The following is a 17,821-nucleotide window of genomic DNA, read 5'->3' on the forward strand; positions in this document are numbered from 1 at the left end:
GCACGCGGCGCCCCTTTCCCTGAGCCGCACGCCGGGCCGGGATGCTAGCTTAGGTATACCTAACTCAGGAGCAGGGAGGCCGTCATGGCAGACCGTCCGGCACGCAAGCCGCGCAAGCCGCACACCGCGCAGGTCGTCCGCACCGAGCGGCTGACCCCGCACATGCAGCGCGTGGTGCTCGGCGGCGAGGGGCTCTCCGCGTTCGCGGCGGACACCTGCACCGACCACTATGTGAAGCTGCTCTTCCCCTCCGGGGGCGCGACCTACCCGGAGCCCTTCGACATGGAGCGGATCCGCGAGGAGTTCCCCCGCGAGCAGTGGCCGGTGACCCGGACGTACACCGTCCGCCACTGGGACGCCGAGCAACGCGAGATGACGCTGGACTTCGTCATCCACGGCGACGAGGGACTGGCCGGGCCCTGGGCGAAGCGGGTGCGGCCCGGCGAGGAGATCCACTTCATGGGCCCCGGCGGCGCCTACGCCCCCGACCCCGCCGCCGACTGGCACCTGCTCGCCGGTGACGAGAGCGCGCTGCCCGCGATCGCCCGCTCCCTGGAGGCGCTGCCCGACGGCGCCCGCGCGTTCGCCTTCGTCGAGATCGAGGGGCCCGAGGAGGAGCAGAAGATCGACTCCGACGTGGAGGTGGTCTGGCTGCACCGCGCCGGCCGTCCGGTCGGGCAGGCCCTGGTCGAGGCCGTGCGCGCGCTGGAGTTCCCCGAGGGCAGGCTGCACGCCTTCGTCCACGGCGAGGCGGCCTGCGTGAAGGACCTGCGGCGGTACCTGCGGCTGGAGCGCGAGGTCCCCCGCGAGGACCTGTCCATCTCCGGCTACTGGCGACTCGGCCACAACGAGGACGGCTGGCAGGCCTCCAAGCGCGAGTGGAACGCCCGCATCGAGGCCGAGCAGGAGGGCGCAACGGCGGCGTAACGCCTTTGCCGGCCCACGACCCCACCCACGGCGGCCACGCACACCGACGCCCAGCGGGCGACGCGGGCCCCGCGTCCGTCAGTCGCCTCGTACGCGGGCGTGCAGGTGCATGTCGTGCCAGCCGTCGGCGTGGAGGAGGGCGCTGCGCTTGGTGCCCTCCAGGGCGAAGCCCGTCTTTTCGGCGACGCGGCACGAGGCCTCGTTGGCCACGGCGTGCGAGAGTTCCAGGCGCTGGAAGCCGATCTCGTCCAGGGCCCAGTGGGCGAGGGTGCGGGTGGCCCGCGCGGCGACGCCCCGGCCGCGGGCGCCCGCCGTCGTCCAGTAGGCGACCTCGGCCACCCCGTCACCGAGCACCACCTCCCGCAGCGCGACCCGGCCGAGCAGCCGGTCGTCCGCCGCGTCGGCGACCGCCCACTGCACGTTGCGCTCACCTTTCCAGGCCCGTTGCCACTCGGTGATCCAGCCCCGCACCTCCTCCTCGGAGTCGGCGGCCCGCACGTGCCAGTGACGCAGCACCGGGTCCTGGAAGGCGGCGTGCACGGCAGGTGCGTCCTCGGTGCGCCAGGGGCGCAGCACCAGGCCGTCGCCGGTGTGGAGCGTGGGCTGCGGGGTGCGGGAGAGGGTGCCGGCGGCGAGGACCGGGCTGGTGAGGTAGGGCATGGGCGGCATCCTGCCAAGCGGGGCGGCCTGCGGCCCAGCGGATTTCCGGGGCGATTGCCACCTCCTCGGCCCACCGCCGCAGGTCACCGCCTCGTACGCTGGCAGGTGATGAGACGCCGTACCCCTCCCCCGCCCTCGCCCCTGCCGCAGCGCGACGGCATCGACGCGGTACGGGTGCGGCTGCCCGCTGACGGGCCGTGGGCCACGGTGCGGGAGCATCTGACGGAGCGGCTGTCGGGCGCGGGCGCCGGTGTGGTCGACGGCATGTTCGACGCCGGACTGTTCGTCGGGGCGGACGGGCGCCCCGTGCCGGGCGACGCGCCGTACGAGCCGGGCATGTTCGTGTGGTTCCACCGCGAGCTGCCCGCCGAGGTTCCGGTGCCCTTCCCGCTGGAGGTCGTGTACCGCGACGAGCACATCGTCGTCGTGGACAAGCCGCACTTCCTGGCCACCACCCCGCGAGGCGGCCACGTCACGCAGACCGCGCTGGCACGGCTGCGCCGGGAGCTGGGCGTCCCGGCGCTCGGCGCCGCGCACCGCCTGGACCGGCTCACGGCTGGGCTGGTCCTGTTCACCGTGCGCCCCGAGGAACGCGGCGCCTACCAGGGCCTCTTCGCCGAACGGCGGGTGCGCAAGGAGTACGAGGCCGTCGCCCCGTACGACCCGGCGCTCGCCCTCCCCCGCACGATCCGCAGCCGGATCCTCAAGGAGCGCGGGGTGCTCGCCGCCCGCGAGGTCGACGGCGAGCCGAACGCCGTGACCCGCGTCGAACTGCTCGCGCACCGGCCCGACCGCGGACTCGGCCGGTACCGGCTGGTTCCCGGCACCGGCCAGACGCACCAGCTGCGCGTGCACATGAACGCGCTCGGCGTGCCGATCCTCGGCGACCCCCTCTACCCCGAGGTGGCCGCCCCCGTGCCGGCCGGTGACTTCCGGCGCCCGCTGCAACTGCTCGCGCGGGAGCTGGCGTTCACCGATCCGGTCACGGGGCGCGCGCACCGCTTCCGCAGCGGCCGGTCCCTCGGCGCCTGGACGGCGTACGAGGACTGGGCGGCGCGGGAGGTGCCGTAGGCGGACGGGGGTCGGCCGGCCGTCAGTAGCCGCGCCACCAGCGCAGGAAACGCTGCCAGGCACCGCGGGGAGGAGCCTGGTCCGCTCCCGTCGCCTGCTGGGGCTCGGCGGCCGTCACCGACACGGGCTGCGGCGGCTGGGACGGAAGCGGCGGCTGCGTCTGCTCTTCCGGCTGCGAGAGGCCGACGTGCCAGGCGGCGCGCCGTGCCGGGGCGGGGGCGTGGCTCGGCTGCTCCATGATGTCCTGCTGTGCCCTGGGCTCGAACCGCACCGGCAGTTCCACCAGGTGCCGCGAGGCGATCGACGACCGCCACCGCAGTTCGTCCTCGTCGCAGTCGAGCTGGACGTCGGGCAGCCGCATCAGCAGTGCGTCGATGCCGGCGTCGGCGATGGCCCGCCCGATGTCCTGCCCGGGGCACTCGTGCGGGCCGCCGCCGAAGGCGAGGTGGGCGCGGTTGCCCATCATGTCGGCGCTCAGGTCCGGACGGATGCGCGGGTCGACGTTGCCCGGCGCGATGCCGAGCAGCAGGCCGTCGCCGGCGCGGATGCGCTGACCGCCGAGTTCCGTCTCCTGCTTGGCGAAGTAGGCGAAGACGGTGCTGAAGGGCGGTTCGTCCCACAGGGACTGCTCGACCGCCTGGGGGACCGTCATCTGCCCTCCGCTGAGCTGGGCGCGGAAGCCCGGGTCGGTGAGGACCACGCGCAGCACGTTGGCGATGAGGTTGACGGTCGCCTCGTAGGCGGCCAGCAGGACCACCCGCAGGTGTTCGCGCACCTCGTCGTCGGTGAGCCCGGCCGGGTGGGTGACCAGGCGGCCGGCGATGTCGTCGGCCGGTTCGGACCGGCGGGCGGCGGTGAGCCGCCCCAGTGCCTCCATGACGTAGGCGTGGCTGGCGATCGCCGTCTCGGTGCCCTTGAGGGTGTCCCGGGCCGCCTCCACCAGCCGGTCGTTGTACTCCTCGGGCATGCCGAGCAGGTGGCACATCACGCCCATCGGCAGGTGCTCGGCGAACTGGCTGACGAGGTCGGCGCGGCCCTCCTCGCAGAAGCGGTTGACGATGCGCTGGGTGTAGCGCTTGATGTGCCGGCGCAGTTCCCGGTAGTCGAGGTCGGACATGGCGCTGGTGACCGCGCCGCGCAGCCGCTTGTGCTCGTCGCCCTCGGCGTGGGAGCAGATGGGCTGCCAGGCGATGTGCGGCATCAACGGGTGGTCGGGCTTGACCATGCCCTCGTTGAGCGGGGTCCAGATCCGGCTGTCGCGGCAGAACTGGGACGGGGTGCTCACCATGTGCAGGTTCTCGGCGTGCCCGAGGACCACCCATACGGGTACGTCGTCGTGGAGCAGCGCGGGCGCCACCGGCCCGTGCTGTTCGCGGAGCCTCTCGTACAGCTCCTCCAGGTCGTCCGCCGCGTGCAGCCGGTGCAGTCCACCCGGCCCGAGGCCGTGGGCGGGGCAGCCGGGCGGTGGTTCGAGCAGGGGTTCGCCCGTTCCGGTCGGGGAGTGGCGTTCAGGCGTCACAGTCTCGCTCCGCAAACAAGAGGTGTGGTCACGTCAAAGGGGGTCTGGGGCGGGCGCGCGGGTCAGGTGAGCGCGCCCTTCATGGCGAGGGCGTGCAGGAAGCGCATCAGGGTCATCAGGACGTCCCGGCTGGAGGCCCGGCGCCGCACGTCGCAGTCGAGGATGGGGATCTCCTCGGGCAGGTCGAGCGCGGTGCGCAGTTCCGCGACGGGGTAACGGGGCGCGTCGGGGAAGGTGTTGACGGCGACGACGAAGGGCACGCCGCGCTCCTCCAGGCGTCCCATCACGTCGAAGCTGACCTCCAGCCGGCGGGTGTCGACCAGGACGACCGCGCCGAGGGCGCCTTCGAACAGGCCGTTCCACAGGAACCAGAAGCGCTCCTGGCCGGGCGTGCCGAAGAGGTACAGCACCAGTTCGTCGGTGATGCTGATGCGGCCGAAGTCCATGGCGACCGTGGTGGCCGTCTTGGAGGGGGAGCCGTAGTTGTCGTCGACGCCGATGCCGGCCTGGGTCATCGTCTCCTCGGTGGTCAGCGGTCTGATCTCGCTGACCGAGCCGACCATGGTGGTCTTGCCGACCCCGAAGCCGCCGACGATGACGATTTTCACGGCGGCCTCGGCCGTGTGCGGCAGCCGGTCCTCGGTCCGTGGGCCCGGGATCGTGTCAGAGCTTTTGAAGTCCATGCATCACCGCTTCGAGGAGATTTCGGTCGGCGACCTTCTGGCGGACGATCGGGGCGCGGGCCTGCACCAGTTCCGACGCCAGCAGGTCGGTGAGCAGCACGGTCACCACACTGAACGGCAGGCTCAGGTAGGCCGACAGCTCCGCCACGGACAGGGGCGCGGCGCACAGCCGCAGCAGGGCGGCCTGTTCCGGTGTGGCGGACACCGGGGGATCGGCGCGGGCCACGATCAGGGTGACGAGGTCGATGTCGGCGCGTTCGCCGCCTCCCTCCCCGCCGATGACGAAGAGCCGCTCGGGGTTGCGGAGCTCGCCCTCCTTGGCGGGCGCGCCGGAAGGGGCCGGCGCGGCGGAAGGGGCGGGCGCGGCGGGCCGGTCCGGCCCGGGGGATCGCCTCTGGCGCCTGGGAGGAGTCATACGGTCTGCCCGTTGCGCCGTGCGGGACTGGTCAGATGGGGGCCGATCCGGGCGACCAGATCGGCCATGCTCAGGCCCATCCGGCCGGGTTCGCAGCGGACGTCGGAGAGCACCGCGAGATAGGCGTTGGGGCCGGCGGCCATCAGGTAGAAGTAGCCGCCGTTCATCTCGATGAGCACCATCTTCATGTCGCCGTCGCTGGTGGGGATCTCCTGGCTGACGGCGCTGGCCAGGCTCTGCAGGCCCGCGCAGGCGGCGGCGACCCGGTCGGCGGCGTCCGGGTCCCCGGAGTAGCGGGCGATGCGCAGGCCGTCGGCGGAGAGCACCACGATCATCTCGATGCCCGGGACGCCGTCGTAGAGGTCCCGGAGCATCCAGTCGAACTTGCCTTGCTGCTCGATCACTTGAGGTTCCCCTCGTCGTCTGCCGGGGCGTGGGCCGGCTCACTGCTGCTGGACTGCTGGTGGGCCTGGGTGGTGCCCGGGTGCTGCTTGAGCCCCTCCCAGAAGGCGCCGATGAAGTGGCCCGGCGGCAGGCCGCCCTGGTCCTTGTCCTGCGCGGGTTCCGGCTCGGAGGGCGCCGGGAGGCCGTTGCGGGCGCGCTCGGCGGCCTGGCGGGCCTCGCGTTCGGCGTCCTCGCGCTCCCACGCCGCCTGCTCGGCCAGGCGCTGGCTGAGCGGCATCTTGACCCGGCTGCGGCGCTGCGGGAGTCCGCCCGCCGTCCACTCGGTCACCTCGGGGACGTCGTCCTCCAGGGACACGTTGGCGGGGATCCGGGGGCTGGTGGGACGGCGCTTCTTGGGCTTGCGCTCCGGTCCGGGCAGGGCGTCGGGCCCGGGCGTGGGGATCGAGGTGGCGCCGATGCCGTGGGCGAGGCCGACACCGGGCTCCGTGGTCATCATCTTGCTGGGCACGATGAGGATGGCGCGGACGCCGCCGTACGCGGAGGCGCGCAGCGAGACGTCCATGCCGAACTGGGTGCACAGCCGGCCGACCACGGACAGGCCCAGGCGCGGGTGGTGGGCGAGGTCCTGCACGTCGGTGCCGCGCTTGGCCTGTTCGAGCAGGCCCTCGATGCGGGCGCGGGACTCCTCGCTGAGGCTGACGCCGGCGTCCTCGATCTCGATGCACACACCGCTCTGCACCTCGGTCGCGGTGACGTGCACCTTGGCCGCGGGCGGCGAGTAGCGGGTGGCGTTGTCGAGGAGTTCGGCCGCCGCGTGGATGACCGGTTCGACGGCGGTGCCCTTGATGTTGACCTTGGCGATGGAGGCCAGGTTGATCCGGCGGTACTCCAGGATCCGGGACATGGCGCCGCGCAGCACGCTGTACAGGGCGACCGGCTCGGGCCACTGGCGACCGGGCCGGCCGCCGCCGATCACGGAGATGGAGTCGGCGAGGCGGCCGATCAGCGAGGTGCCGTGGTCGATGCGCAGGAGGTCGTCGAAGACCTCAGGGTTGCGCCCGTGGTCCTCCTCCATCTCGCGCAGTTCCTTCTGCTGCTGGTGGACGATCGCCTGGACACGGCGGGCGATGTCGACGAAGGAGCGCTCGGCGGACTCGCGCATGGCGTCCTCGTGGTCGACGATCTCGCAGACCATGCGGACCAGCTTGCGCTGGGGCTCGCCGAGTTCGGCGTAGGTGGGGTCCACCTCACCCAGGCGGTTCATCATCTCGCGGGGCGTGGCGCCCCGGCGCATGTGGCGCAGGACGGTCGGGATGACCTCGGCGCCGAGGCGGACCATCTCCTCGTGGTGGCCGGCGGCCCGGTGTTCCAGATACGCGGTGTGACGGGCGTGCTCGGCGCGCAGGGTCCGCAGCGCGCGGCCGCGGCGCACCGCTTCGGCGCCCGCGGCGATCACCAGGACGGTGGCGACGGCACCGCACAGGCCGACGGCGAGCCGGGCCGGTTCCGTCACGAGGGCGACGGCGGCCCCGGTGGCCGCGGCCATCAGTATGGCCGGCAGCAACAGTGTTCGCGCGTAGGGAAGTTCACGGCGACCTGGAGGGGAATCAACACTCACCATGTAGGCCCTCTGAAAACGAATCGGCGGGGATGGGGGAGCTTGCGGCGGGGTATGTCTGGGAGTTGTCAGGATCTTCGGCGCATTGGGAACAAGCGCGCGAATACACCTCAACTCGGTGCGCTGCGGGCGAGCTTAGTCCGGGGGGATCATCGCCGTGTCATATTCGGCAAGCACCTGAAACGGCCGCGGGGACTGGAGTATGGTCGGGCCCATTTGCACGCCGAGGAGTCATTCGAACACATGGAGTAATGACTCATGGGCGCTCGAAAATCACTCACCGTGATGAGGGAAAGAGGCGTCGGGGCCTCCGGAACGCGCGACGGCCCGGCGGGACTTCCCGCCGGGCCGTGCTGGGGCGGGGGTCAGCCCACGGACGAGTAGGCGACCACCCCGCGCAGCAGTTCCTCGACCGCCTTGCGCGCGTTCTTCGGGACGGTGGAGCCGTCGCCGGGCGCGGCGGCCGAGATCTGGCCGAGGACGTCGATGACCTGCTTGCACCAGCGCACGAAGTCGCCGGCCGGCATCTCCACCTCGCGCAGCACCTCGTCGAGGCCCTTGCCGGAGGCCCACATGTACGCCGCCCAGGCGAAGCCGAGGTCGGGCTCGCGCTGGCCGACCCCCTCGGTCTGGCTGATCCGGAAGTCCTCCTCCAGGGCGTCCAGGCGCCCCCAGATGCGGACCGTCTCGCCGAGCGCGGCCTTCGCCCTGCCCGAGGGCACCTTCGGCGCCATCGCGTCGTCGGCGACCCGGGACTCGAAGACCAGCGCCGAGACGCAGGCGGCCAGCTCGGCCGGGGACAGTCCCTCCCACACGCCCTCGCGCAGGCACTCGCTGGCGAGCAGGTCCAGCTCGCCGTAGAGCCGGGCCAGGCGCTTGCCGTGCTCGGTGACCTCGTCGCCGCGCAGGTAGTCCAGCTCTGTCAGCAGGGCGACGATCCGGTCGAAGGTGCGGGCGATGGTGTTCGTCCGGCCCTCGATGCGGCGCTCCAGCTGCGAGGTGTCGCGCAGCAGCCGGTGGTAGCGCTCGGCCCAGCGGGCGTGGTCCTCCCGGTCGTCGCAGCCGTGGCAGGGGTGGGCGCGGATCGCCTTGCGCAGCCGGGCGATCTCCCGGTCGTCGGCGGCCTGGGAACGCTTCTTGCGGGCCCGCTCGGGCGGGATGTGGCCGGCCTTGGTGCGCAGCGCGGAGGCCAGGTCGCGGCGGGACTGCGGTGAGCGCGGGTTGAAGGACTTGGGGATCCGCATCCGGTCCAGCGCCTCGACGGGCACCGGGAAGTCGATCGACGCCAGCCGCTTGACCTGCCGCTCGGCCGTCAGCACCAGCGGGCGGGGCCCGTCGTGGTGGTCGAAGCCGCGGTGGCCGTTGGACCGCCCGGCGGGCAGCCCCGGGTCGAGGACCAGGGCGAGGCCCGCGTACTTGCCGGTGGGCACGTGGATGACGTCGCCCGGCTTCAGCTTCTCCAGCGCCACGGCGGCCTCGGCGCGACGCTGGTTGGCGCCCTGCCGGGCCAGCTCCTGCTCGCGGTCCTTCAGCTCGCGGCGCAGCCGGGCGTACTCGTCGAAGTCGCCGAGGTGGCAGGTCATGGAGGCCTTGTAGCCCTCCAGGCCCTCCTCGTTGCGCTGCACCTGACGGGAGATGCCGACGACCGACTTGTCCGCCTGGAACTGCGCGAACGACGTCTCCAGCAGCTCCCGCGAGCGGTGCCGGCCGAACTGCTCGACCAGGTTGACCGCCATGTTGTAGGACGGCTTGAAGCTGGAGCGCAGCGGATACGTGCGGGTGCCGGCCAGTCCCGCGAGGTGCTCGGGGTTCATGCCGCGCTGCCACAGCACCACGGCGTGACCCTCGACATCGATGCCGCGCCGGCCGGCCCGGCCGGTGAGCTGGGTGAACTCGCCGGGGGTGATGTCGGCGTGCTGCTCGCCGTTCCACTTGACGAGCTTCTCGAGGACGACCGAGCGGGCGGGCATGTTGATGCCGAGGGCGAGGGTCTCGGTGGCGAAGACGGCCTTCACGAGGCCGCGCACGAACAGCTCCTCGACGACCTCCTTGAAGGTGGGCAGCATGCCCGCGTGGTGGGCGGCGATGCCCCGCTCCAGTCCCTCCAGCCACTCGTAGTAGCCCAGGACGTGCAGGTCCTCGCGGGGGATGGAGGCGGTGCGCTCCTCGACGAGGGCCCGCACCCGCTCCCGGGCGCCCTCGTCGTTGAGCCTGAGGCCCGCGTACAGGCACTGCTGCACGGCGGCCTCGCAGCCGGCCCGGCTGAAGATGAAGGTGATCGCGGGCAGCAGCCCCTCGGAGTCCAGCCGCTCGATGACCTCGGGCCGGCTGGGCGTCCACACCCGCGAGCGCTGTCTGCGCTCCCGCTCCCGGTCGGCCTCCTTCATGGCGCGGCCGCGCCTGCGGTCCTGGTAGGACGGACGGCTGGCCTCCAGGCGCGCCATGCGCGTGAGGTCGGGGTTGACGGCCTTCCTGTGGCCCTCCGCCTCCTCGAACAGGTCGTACATCCGGCGCCCGGCCAGCACGTGCTGGAACAGCGGCACGGGCCGGTGCTCGGAGACGATCACCTGGGTGTCGCCGCGCACGGTGTCGAGCCAGTCCCCGAACTCCTCCGCGTTCGACACGGTTGCCGAGAGTGACACCAGGGTCACCGACTCGGGGAGGTGGATGATCACCTCCTCCCAGACGGCGCCGCGGAACCGGTCGGAGAGGTAGTGCACCTCGTCCATGACCACGTGACCGAGGCCGAGGAGGGTCTGCGAGCCCGCGTACAGCATGTTCCGCAGGACCTCGGTGGTCATCACGACCACCGGGGCGTCGGAGTTCACGCTGTTGTCGCCGGTGAGCAGGCCCACCCTGTCGCTGCCGTAGCGGCGGCACAGGTCGGCGTACTTCTGGTTCGACAGGGCCTTGATGGGCGTCGTGTAGAAGCACTTCCTGCCCTGCTGGAGGGCGAGGTGGACGGCGAACTCGCCGACGATGGTCTTGCCGGAGCCGGTGGGCGCGGCCACCAGCACGCCCTTGCCCGCCTCGAGCGCCTGACAGGCCTCGATCTGGAAGGGGTCGAGGCCGAAGTCGTACATCTCGCGGAAGGAGGCGAGCGCGGTGGCCTGCTCGGCAGCGCGCTGACGGGCTGCCGCGTACCGCTCGGCCGGTGAGAGATCCTCTGTCATCGTGCTTTCGAGCGTACCGGCCCGCACTGACAACCGGACGATCATTATCGGGATCGGCCGTGTGGGGGTTCCGTGGGGGCGGCGACGCCCGGCCTCGCCGCCCCGGCGGCCCTCAGGTCACGTCGTCGTAGCCGTTGACCCGGTCCTTCGTGGCCTGCTCGGGCAGGGCACGGGCGGTGGTCACGGGCTCGACCTCGCCGATGTCCTCGGGGGTGAGGTCCAGGTCGGAGGCCTCGTCGTCGTCGGGCTCCAGGGCCTCGCGGCGGGCCCTGCGGCGGTCGTTCAGCAGGGAGACGGTGACCGCGGCGAAGTACAGGACCCAGATCGGCCCGGCCAGCATGAGCATGGTCAGGGGGTCCGTGCTCGGCGTGGCGATGGCCGCGAACAGGGTGATTCCCATGATCATCGCGCGCCACCAGCCGAGCATCCGCCTGCCGGTCAGCACGCCGGTGAAGTTGAGCATCACCAGCAGCAGCGGCAGCTCGAAGGAGAGACCGAAGACCAGCACCATGCGCGTGACGAGATCGAGCAGCTCGTCCAGCGGCAGCAGGTTGTCGACGTCGCTCGGGGTGAACTCGATCAGCACCTTCGCGGAGGTGGGCAGCACCGCGTAGGCGAAGTAGGCGCCGATGAGGAACAGCGGGGCGCCGGTGGCGACGAACGCGTAGGCGTACTTCTTCTCGTTCCTGTGCAGGCCCGGGGCGACGAACGCCCACAGCTGGTAGAGCCAGACCGGCGAGGCCAGCACGACACCGGCGGTCAGGGACACCTTCAGCGCCAGGGTGAAGGGGCCGAGCAGACCGTTGATGGTGATCTGCGCGCACGGCTCCGAGCCGGCCTGCGACTGGGCCAGCTCCGCGAACGACTTCTCACAGCCGATGGACTCGAGGATCGGCTCGGTGAGGAGGTTGATGATCTCCTGATAGAAGAAGGCGGCGGCCACCGTGACGACGACGATGGCCAGCAGCGCCTTCGCGAGCCGGTTGCGGAGCTCACGAAGGTGCTCCGCGAGCGGCATCCGCCCCTCGGGATCCTTCTCCTTGTTGCGGGCAGACTTCAGCAACCCACGTTCCCATCTCGTGCGGCGGGCCGGAGGTCACCGGCCCTGCGTCAGCGCTTGGTCGTGTCCGTCGGCTCGGTGACCGGCCGGGAGCTGGTCACGTCGCCGGGGGCGGCCTGGATGGTGCGCTGCGCCGCGGACTGCTCGGGGCTGGGCGGGTCGGCGGGGGCGGCCTCGTCGGACTTGGCCTCGCTCTTCATGGCCTTGGCCTCGCTCTTGAGGATGCGCGCCGACTTGCCGAGCGACCGCGCCATGTCCGGAAGCTTCTTCGCGCCGAACAGCAGGATGATGACGACGAGGATGAGAATGATCTCGGGGGCGCCGAGCCTTCCGAACATAAGTCTTTACCTTCTCACCGAGGCGGCTGGGTGGGGGTGCTGTCCGACCGGCCGGACATACGTCCGATCGATCGTCTTGTGCAGCGATCGTAACGCTCAGGGGTGAACGTGAGGCAATCCCCGTGCGTACTCCCGTCCGCGACCGGGCCTCGTTTTCCTGGCCGCGACCAGCAGCGTACCGCCCGGGGCCGGTGAGGTGACAGGGCGAAGTGTCCCAAAACGTAACTCACACCGGCCCGTCGGGTCACCGGCGCCACTTCCCGTCGGAATCCAGGGTGTTCACAAGGCGTCCACGGCACGGGCGGCGCTCTCGGTCGCGCGCTCCAGGTCCTCCGCGGCCCGGCTGATCCGTCGGGTGGAGTCCGTCACCTGCCGGCCGAGGCGCTGCGCCTCCACGAACACCTTCACGGCGAACACCGCGAGGACGGCAAGACCCAGGAAACCCACGGCAACCGCGAACATCGGCCAGAACATGACGTCGAGACTAGACCGTCGAGTGCAGCCGCAGGGTCCTGACCCCGCCTCCGGTGAGCAGCTCCACGACCCGCTCCCCCGCCGGCTTGCGCACGGCCGACCCGCACTCGGGGCAGGTGAACGAGTAGAAGGTGGTACGGCTCGTGGCACCGATGGCCAGGCGCAGGGCGCTCGCGGCGAGTTCGAAACGGCCCCGGCAGTCCGGGCAGCCCGCCTTGAACACGACCGGTGACACGCGTCTCATGCCGGCGAACGCGGCCGCCGCCGTCATACCCGGGCCGGACGACGGCCCGGACGGTCCCAGGGGGTCGCTCACAGTGCTCGCTCCTGCCTGTCGTGCTGCCCGTCGACCGCCCCGGCGCCCCGGCGCGCCCCGGCCCCGGTGACCGTCTCGGCCCCGCCCGGCGCCCCGGCCGCCTCGATCCCGTCGTACGCGGCCAGCGCCTCGCGGGCGGCCTGCCGGGCGCTGTCGGCGAGCGCGGACGGGGAGACGATCCGGCCGTCGCGGCCGAGCCGCAGCGCCAGCCGCCGCAGGGAGGCGGGGTCGGGGGTGCGCAGGGTGATACGCAGACCGCCGTCGGGAAGTTCATCCGCGCTGTCGTGCGGGTAGTACTCGGCGACCCAGCGGCCGCCCGGGCCGACCTCCACGACGACCTCGGGGTCCTCCGCGGCGGGCTGCACCAGCCCTTCCGACAGGTCCCGCAGCTCCACCTCCGGCGGTGCGGAGGGCTCGTCCAGGATGCGGATCTCGGCGACCCGGTCGAGCCGGAAGGTGCGCCGGGCCTCGGAGCGGCGGCACCACGCCTCCACGTACGTGTGCCCGACGCTGACCAGGCGGATGGGGTCGATCTCGCGCTCGGTGACCTCGTCACGGGCCGGCGAGTAGTAGCGGATCCACAGGCGGCGGCGCTCCGAGATCGCCCGGTCGACGTCGGCGAAGACACCGCCCTCGGACTCGAAGGTGACGGACAGCCGCGAGCTGGCACCGGCGGCATCGCCGGCCGACGTCTCCACCTTCGCGGTCGCCCGCAGCAGCGCCTGCCGGTCGCTCTCCCGCAGCCCCGGCAGGGTCGCCACGGCCCGGGCGGCGACGAGCAGCGCGGTGGCCTCGTCGGCGGCCAGCCGCAGCGGCTCCGCGGCGTCCGCGCCGAGCGCGGCCGGGTTGTGCCACCAGATGCGCTCGCCGTCGGTGTCGATGTCCAGCAGATCGCCGCCCCGGAAGCTGGTCCCGCACATCGGGAGCACGTCGAGGTCGGAGACCAGCTCGTCCTCGGTGATGCCGAAGGCACGCGCCACGTCCTCGACCCGGGCCCCGGGGCGCTCACGCAGATACGTCACCAGGGACAGCATCCGTCGGGTCTGGTCGATGGCGTTCACGGGCCTGACCGGTTTGCCTGCCACTGTGTTGTCCGCTCCCCCTCAGCCCTTGGCCACGGCACGCAGCCGGTCCACCACGTCCGCACGCAGCTCGGCGGGCTCCAGCACCACCACGTCCGGCCCGAACTCCACCAGCCAGGCGTCCAGACCGTGCCCGTACGGAATCTCCAACTCGTCCCAGCCGTCACCGAGTTCCCGCACCCCGGTGGCCTTCGCCCGAAGGGGGTACCCGGCGCCCGCGCGCAGCCGGATCAGCGCGGAACGGTCGGCGCTCTCCCCCGCCCAGCTCGCGACCGTCTCCCGGACGGTGACGACGTCGGGCACCGGTGCGGTGAAGCGCGATCCGCGCGAGCGCACCTTCCCCGTGATCCGCGACAGCCGGAACACCCGCTCGGCACCCCGGTCGCGGTCGAAGCCCGCCAGGTACCAGTGGCCGCGCCAGCACTCCAGCGCCCACGGCTCCACGTGCCGGGGCTCGGGCTGGGCGGCATTCGCCTTGCGGTAGTCGAAGACGACCGGCCGGCGGTCGCGGCAGGCCAGCATCAGCGGCTCGAAGGCCGCCTCGTGCACCGGGATACGGGGCTCCAGCGCGCTGTGCGCCTCGTACGGGTCGACGTCCTCGGGCAGGCCGGCCGCCCGCAGCTTCTGCAGCGCGCCGCTCGCGGCACCGGCGAGCCGGGCCTGCTGCCACACCTTCGCGGCCAGCCCGAGGGCGGCGGCCTCCTCGGCGTCCAGGGTGATGGGCGGCAGCCGGTTGCTGTCCCGTCGGGCCAGGTAGCCGATCTCGCCGTCCAGGCTCTCCACGGTCTCGATGACCAGTCCGAGTTCGCGCAGGTCGTCCTTGTCGCGCTCGAACATGCGGTTGAAGGAGTCGTCGGACCCCGCCTCGAGGTAGGCCTCGACGGACTCGCGCAGCTCACGCTTGCTGAGTGGCCGCCGCGTCCCGAGCAGACACAGCGCCAGGTTCATCAGCCGCTCGGCCTTGGCAATGGCCATCGACGCCCTTCTCCCTATGGTGCTTACGACGGATGACCGTACCGCCCCGCGGTGGCGCGGCAAAAGCCGAGGGCCCACGCCCGGACAGGCATGGACCCCAGGTGACCGGCTCCGATCGCCGGCCGCTCGTACGTCGATCAGACTCCGAGCAGATCGACCACGAAGATCAGCGTCGAGCCGGGCGGGATCGCCGGGGTCGGGCTCTGGTCGCCGTACGCGAGGTGCGCCGGGATGGTCAGCTGGCGGCGGCCGCCGACCTTCATGCCCTGCACACCCTGGTCCCAGCCCGCGATGACGCGGCCGCCACCGAGCGGGAAGCGGAACGGCGTACCGCGGTTCCAGCTGGCGTCGAACTCCTCGCCCGTGCTGAAGGTCACGCCCACATAGTGGACGGTCACGGTCTGACCGGCCTCGGCAACCGGGCCGTCGCCCTCCCAGATGTCCTTGATCTCGAGGTCCGCCGGGGGCTCGCCGCCCGGGAAGTCGACCTCGGGCTTGTCGATGCTCACGTGTTCAGCTCCTGCTTGTCTGCGGAAAGGCAACGGCCCAAGTCTTACATCTCCGGGGCGTCACATCTTCGCGAGGATGTCCACGGAGAAGACCAGCGTGGAGTCCTTCTGGATGCCGCTGCCCTCCGGCGGGCTGTCGCCGTAACCCAGGTCCGGCGGGATGACGATGAGGACGCGGCTGCCGACCTTCTTGCCCGTCAGGCCCTGCGCCCAGCCCTTGACGACCTGCTGCAACGAGAACGACGTCAGCTGCTTCCTGGCGTACGTGGAGTCGAACTCCTTGCCGCCGTCCCACAGCACACCCTCGTACTGCACCAGCACACTGTCCTGCGCCCCGACCTCGGCGCCGTCGCCCTCCAGGACGTACTCGGCGGCGAGCTTCTTCGGCGGGTCGGTCTTCGGCACCTCGATGGAGGGCGCCTTGCCGTCGGTGTTGGTGCCGACCTTCGGCAGGGCGGCGTCGTCCTGCGCGGCCTTCTTGCCGTCGGCGCTGCTCCGGGCGTTGAAGGTGTCCTGGATGTCCACCACGAACACCAGCGTGTCGTCGCCCTTGATACCCGCCTGCTCGTTGCCCTGCTTCCCGTACCCCCAGGTCGGCGGCACCGAGAACTGGACGCGGCTGCCGGTCTTCTTGCCGGTGAGCGCGTACCGCCAGCCGTCGATGATGCTGCCCTGGGCGAGCTGGATGACCAGCGGGGTCTTGCGGTCGTAGGAGTTGTCGAAGACCTTCGCGCTCTGCCAGACCTGACCGAGGTAGTTCGCCGAGATGAAGTCGTTCTCCGCGACGGCCTTGCCGCCGCCCGCGATGACCGTCTTGACCGCGAGGTCCTTGGAGGGCTCGCCACTGCCCTTCGCGACGGTCGGCTTCTCGTCGAACTTCGTCCCCGCCGTGATCGCCGGCAGCGGACCGTCGACGATCTTCGGCGGCGGTGCGGCCGACGAGGCCGACGCGTCGGGCGACGGGCTGTCGCTCGCGTTGCTCGATGAGCCGGAGTCGTCACCGTCACCGCAGGCGGCGAGCGTGACCAGTCCCGCGGGGACGGCGATGAGGAGTGAACGTCGGCGCACGGTGGGGGCCTCGTATCGATATCGGGTCGGTCCTGTTGGCTGGCGTGCGCGCAACTCTACGGCGTGAGAAGGGCACCGCACGGCTAACGTACGGTGCCCGTGTGGCGTTCCGCGCTTTCGCGCGAAGACGCTCCTCTCACCCGTCCGGCCTCATGCCGCCCGGATCACATCCCGGCGATCAGCTTCTCCACCCGGTCGTCCACCGACCGGAACGGGTCCTTGCACAACACGGTGCGCTGCGCCTGGTCGTTCAGCTTGAGGTGGACCCAGTCGACGGTGAAGTCCCGGCGCTGCTCCTGGGCCCGCCGGATGAAGTCGCCGCGCAGCCGGGCCCGAGTGGTCTGCGGCGGAACGGACTTGCCCTCGAAGATCTTCAAGTCGTTGGCGACCCGGGCGGCCTGGCCCTTCTTCTCGAGCAGGTAGTACAGACCACGACGCCGGTGGATGTCGTGGTAGGCGAGGTCTATCTGCGCGACCCGCGGGTGCGACATGGTCATGTTGTGCTTGGCCCGGTACCGCTCCAGCAGCTTGTACTTCATGACCCAGTCGATCTCGGTGCCGATGCGGTCGAGGTCCTCGGCCTCGATCGCGTCCAGCGTGCGGCCCCACAGCTCCAGCACCCGCTCCACGGTGCCCGTGCGGATGCCGCGGCGCTCGCAGAAGTCCACGGCCTTCTCGTAGTACTCCCGCTGCACCTCCAGCGCCGACGCCTCCCGGCCGCTGGCCAGGCGCACCTTGCGGCGCCCGGTGATGTCGTGGCTGACCTCGCGGATCGCCCGGATCGGGTTCTCCAGGGTCAGGTCCCGCATCACCGTGCCCGCCTCGATCATGCGCAGCACCAGGTCGGTGGCGCCGACCTTGAGCAGCATGGTCGTCTCGGACATGTTCGAGTCGCCCACGATGACATGCAGCCGCCGGTAGCGCTCGGCGTCTGCGTGCGGCTCGTCGCGCGTGTTGATGATGGGCCGGGACCGGGTCGTCGCCGAGGAGACGCCCTCCCAGATGTGCTCGGCCCGCTGACTGACGCAGTACACGGCACCGCGCGGCGTCTGCAGCACCTTGCCCGCACCGCACAGCAACTGCCGCGTCACCAGGAACGGAATCAGGATGTCCGCGAGCCGCGAGAACTCCCCGTGCCGGGCCACGAGGTAATTCTCGTGGCAGCCGTAGGAGTTGCCGGCGGAGTCGGTGTTGTTCTTGAAGAGGTAGACGTCGCCCGCGATTCCCTCCTCGTGCAGGCGTCGTTCGGCGTCCACCAGGAGTCCCTCGAGAATGCGCTCGCCCGCCTTGTCGTGGGTGACGAGCTCGATCACGTTGTCACATTCGGGTGTCGCGTATTCCGGATGTGATCCCACGTCGAGATAGAGGCGGGCCCCGTTGCGCAGAAAGACATTGCTGCTGCGGCCCCATGACACGACACGGCGGAAGAGGTACCGCGCCACCTCGTCAGGCGACAGGCGGCGCTGTCCCCTGAACGTGCACGTGACGCCGTACTCGTTCTCCAGCCCGAAAATGCGGCGGTCCATGA

Annotated in this window: 18 protein-coding genes; 2 read left to right on the forward strand and 16 right to left on the reverse strand. The window is 71.4% G+C overall.

Annotation, left to right across the window (positions count from 1 at the left end):
- Positions 1-84: 84 nt before the first annotated feature.
- A complete protein-coding gene (locus ACZ56V_RS27330; RefSeq protein WP_468945867.1) occupies positions 85-927 on the forward strand; it encodes a siderophore-interacting protein in 843 nt (280 codons plus the stop codon).
- 78 nt (positions 928-1,005) lie between these two features.
- Here ACZ56V_RS27330 and ACZ56V_RS27335 read toward each other — a convergent pair whose 3' ends face one another.
- A complete protein-coding gene (locus tag ACZ56V_RS27335; RefSeq protein ID WP_398917319.1) occupies positions 1,006-1,587 on the reverse strand; it encodes a GNAT family N-acetyltransferase in 582 nt (193 codons plus the stop codon).
- Positions 1,588-1,695: 108 nt separating this feature from the next.
- On the opposite strand from ACZ56V_RS27335, the gene ACZ56V_RS27340 reads away from it, so the two are divergent.
- Positions 1,696-2,658, forward strand: coding sequence for an RluA family pseudouridine synthase (locus tag ACZ56V_RS27340; protein ID WP_467381993.1), 963 nt, complete (start codon positions 1,696-1,698; stop codon positions 2,656-2,658).
- Positions 2,659-2,680: 22 nt separating this feature from the next.
- Here the strand turns inward: ACZ56V_RS27340 and ACZ56V_RS27345 are convergent, their stop codons facing one another.
- The 15 genes from ACZ56V_RS27345 to pafA form a co-directional block, all read right to left on the reverse strand.
- Positions 2,681-4,177, reverse strand: coding sequence for a cytochrome P450 (locus ACZ56V_RS27345; RefSeq protein WP_468945871.1), 1,497 nt, complete (start codon positions 4,175-4,177; stop codon positions 2,681-2,683).
- 62 nt (positions 4,178-4,239) lie between these two features.
- Positions 4,240-4,860, reverse strand: coding sequence for a GTP-binding protein (locus ACZ56V_RS27350; protein WP_356368947.1), 621 nt, complete (start codon positions 4,858-4,860; stop codon positions 4,240-4,242).
- Positions 4,841-5,275 carry a DUF742 domain-containing protein gene (locus tag ACZ56V_RS27355; RefSeq protein ID WP_398917325.1) on the reverse strand — a complete coding sequence of 145 codons (435 nt, stop codon included), beginning with the start codon at positions 5,273-5,275 and terminating at the stop codon, positions 4,841-4,843. The genes ACZ56V_RS27350 and ACZ56V_RS27355 overlap by 20 nt, the downstream gene beginning before the upstream one ends.
- On the reverse strand, positions 5,272-5,649 hold the full coding sequence (locus ACZ56V_RS27360; protein WP_167308645.1) for a roadblock/LC7 domain-containing protein: 378 nt from the start codon (positions 5,647-5,649) through the stop codon (positions 5,272-5,274). The genes ACZ56V_RS27355 and ACZ56V_RS27360 overlap by 4 nt, the downstream gene beginning before the upstream one ends.
- Positions 5,650-5,675: 26 nt before the next feature.
- Positions 5,676-7,301 (reverse strand): sensor histidine kinase, encoded by a 1,626-nt coding sequence (locus ACZ56V_RS27365; RefSeq protein WP_467381997.1) that lies wholly within the window; start codon positions 7,299-7,301, stop codon positions 5,676-5,678.
- 362 nt (positions 7,302-7,663) lie between these two features.
- Positions 7,664-10,516, reverse strand: a complete 2,853-nt coding sequence (locus tag ACZ56V_RS27370) for a DEAD/DEAH box helicase (protein ID WP_468945876.1) — start codon at positions 10,514-10,516, stop codon at positions 7,664-7,666.
- A gap of 67 nt (positions 10,517-10,583) precedes the next feature.
- Complete coding sequence (tatC, locus tag ACZ56V_RS27375; RefSeq protein ID WP_356368935.1) at positions 10,584-11,534, reverse strand: twin-arginine translocase subunit TatC; 951 nt, start codon at positions 11,532-11,534, stop codon at positions 10,584-10,586.
- Positions 11,535-11,581: 47 nt separating this feature from the next.
- A complete protein-coding gene (tatA, locus tag ACZ56V_RS27380; protein WP_127894301.1) occupies positions 11,582-11,869 on the reverse strand; it encodes a Sec-independent protein translocase subunit TatA in 288 nt (95 codons plus the stop codon).
- A 279-nt stretch (positions 11,870-12,148) separates the two neighbouring features.
- Positions 12,149-12,343, reverse strand: coding sequence for a hypothetical protein (locus ACZ56V_RS27385; protein WP_059299654.1), 195 nt, complete (start codon positions 12,341-12,343; stop codon positions 12,149-12,151).
- A 10-nt stretch (positions 12,344-12,353) separates the two neighbouring features.
- Positions 12,354-12,659, reverse strand: coding sequence for a hypothetical protein (locus ACZ56V_RS27390; RefSeq protein ID WP_398917332.1), 306 nt, complete (start codon positions 12,657-12,659; stop codon positions 12,354-12,356).
- A complete protein-coding gene (locus ACZ56V_RS27395) occupies positions 12,656-13,744 on the reverse strand; it encodes a helix-turn-helix transcriptional regulator (protein WP_398917334.1) in 1,089 nt (362 codons plus the stop codon). The genes ACZ56V_RS27390 and ACZ56V_RS27395 overlap by 4 nt, the downstream gene beginning before the upstream one ends.
- Positions 13,745-13,762: 18 nt before the next feature.
- Positions 13,763-14,716, reverse strand: a complete 954-nt coding sequence (locus ACZ56V_RS27400; protein WP_104633845.1) for a helix-turn-helix transcriptional regulator — start codon at positions 14,714-14,716, stop codon at positions 13,763-13,765.
- Positions 14,717-14,853: 137 nt separating this feature from the next.
- The gene (locus tag ACZ56V_RS27405) at positions 14,854-15,225 is read right to left on the reverse strand and encodes an FKBP-type peptidyl-prolyl cis-trans isomerase (RefSeq protein ID WP_064727030.1); all 372 of its coding nucleotides are present in this window, start codon (positions 15,223-15,225) and stop codon (positions 14,854-14,856) included.
- A 60-nt stretch (positions 15,226-15,285) separates the two neighbouring features.
- Complete coding sequence (locus ACZ56V_RS27410; protein ID WP_468945883.1) at positions 15,286-16,293, reverse strand: FKBP-type peptidyl-prolyl cis-trans isomerase; 1,008 nt, start codon at positions 16,291-16,293, stop codon at positions 15,286-15,288.
- Positions 16,294-16,457: 164 nt separating this feature from the next.
- Complete coding sequence (pafA, locus tag ACZ56V_RS27415) at positions 16,458-17,819, reverse strand: Pup--protein ligase (RefSeq protein WP_052837743.1); 1,362 nt, start codon at positions 17,817-17,819, stop codon at positions 16,458-16,460.
- Between the last annotated feature and the right edge of the window lie 2 nt (positions 17,820-17,821).

The sequence above is a fragment of the Streptomyces sp. NPDC034099 genome (assembly GCF_055575415.1).

Excerpts from the sequence above, each read along its gene's own strand:
- ACZ56V_RS27360 (WP_167308645.1), bottom strand. The coding sequence starts at position 5,649 with ATGCTCCGGGACCTCTACGACGGCGTCCCGGGCATCGAGATGATCGTG.
- ACZ56V_RS27355 (WP_398917325.1), bottom strand. The coding sequence starts at position 5,275 with ATGACTCCTCCCAGGCGCCAGAGGCGATCCCCCGGGCCGGACCGGCCC.
- tatA (WP_127894301.1), bottom strand. The coding sequence starts at position 11,869 with ATGTTCGGAAGGCTCGGCGCCCCCGAGATCATTCTCATCCTCGTCGTC.
- ACZ56V_RS27335 (WP_398917319.1), bottom strand. The coding sequence starts at position 1,587 with ATGCCCTACCTCACCAGCCCGGTCCTCGCCGCCGGCACCCTCTCCCGC.
- pafA (WP_052837743.1), bottom strand. The coding sequence starts at position 17,819 with ATGGACCGCCGCATTTTCGGGCTGGAGAACGAGTACGGCGTCACGTGC.
- ACZ56V_RS27385 (WP_059299654.1), bottom strand. The coding sequence starts at position 12,343 with ATGTTCTGGCCGATGTTCGCGGTTGCCGTGGGTTTCCTGGGTCTTGCC.
- ACZ56V_RS27370 (WP_468945876.1), bottom strand. The coding sequence starts at position 10,516 with ATGATCGTCCGGTTGTCAGTGCGGGCCGGTACGCTCGAAAGCACGATG.
- ACZ56V_RS27350 (WP_356368947.1), bottom strand. The coding sequence starts at position 4,860 with ATGGACTTCAAAAGCTCTGACACGATCCCGGGCCCACGGACCGAGGAC.
- ACZ56V_RS27400 (WP_104633845.1), bottom strand. The coding sequence starts at position 14,716 with ATGGCCATTGCCAAGGCCGAGCGGCTGATGAACCTGGCGCTGTGTCTG.
- ACZ56V_RS27340 (WP_467381993.1), top strand. The coding sequence starts at position 1,696 with ATGAGACGCCGTACCCCTCCCCCGCCCTCGCCCCTGCCGCAGCGCGAC.
- ACZ56V_RS27330 (WP_468945867.1), top strand. The coding sequence starts at position 85 with ATGGCAGACCGTCCGGCACGCAAGCCGCGCAAGCCGCACACCGCGCAG.
- ACZ56V_RS27365 (WP_467381997.1), bottom strand. The coding sequence starts at position 7,301 with ATGGTGAGTGTTGATTCCCCTCCAGGTCGCCGTGAACTTCCCTACGCG.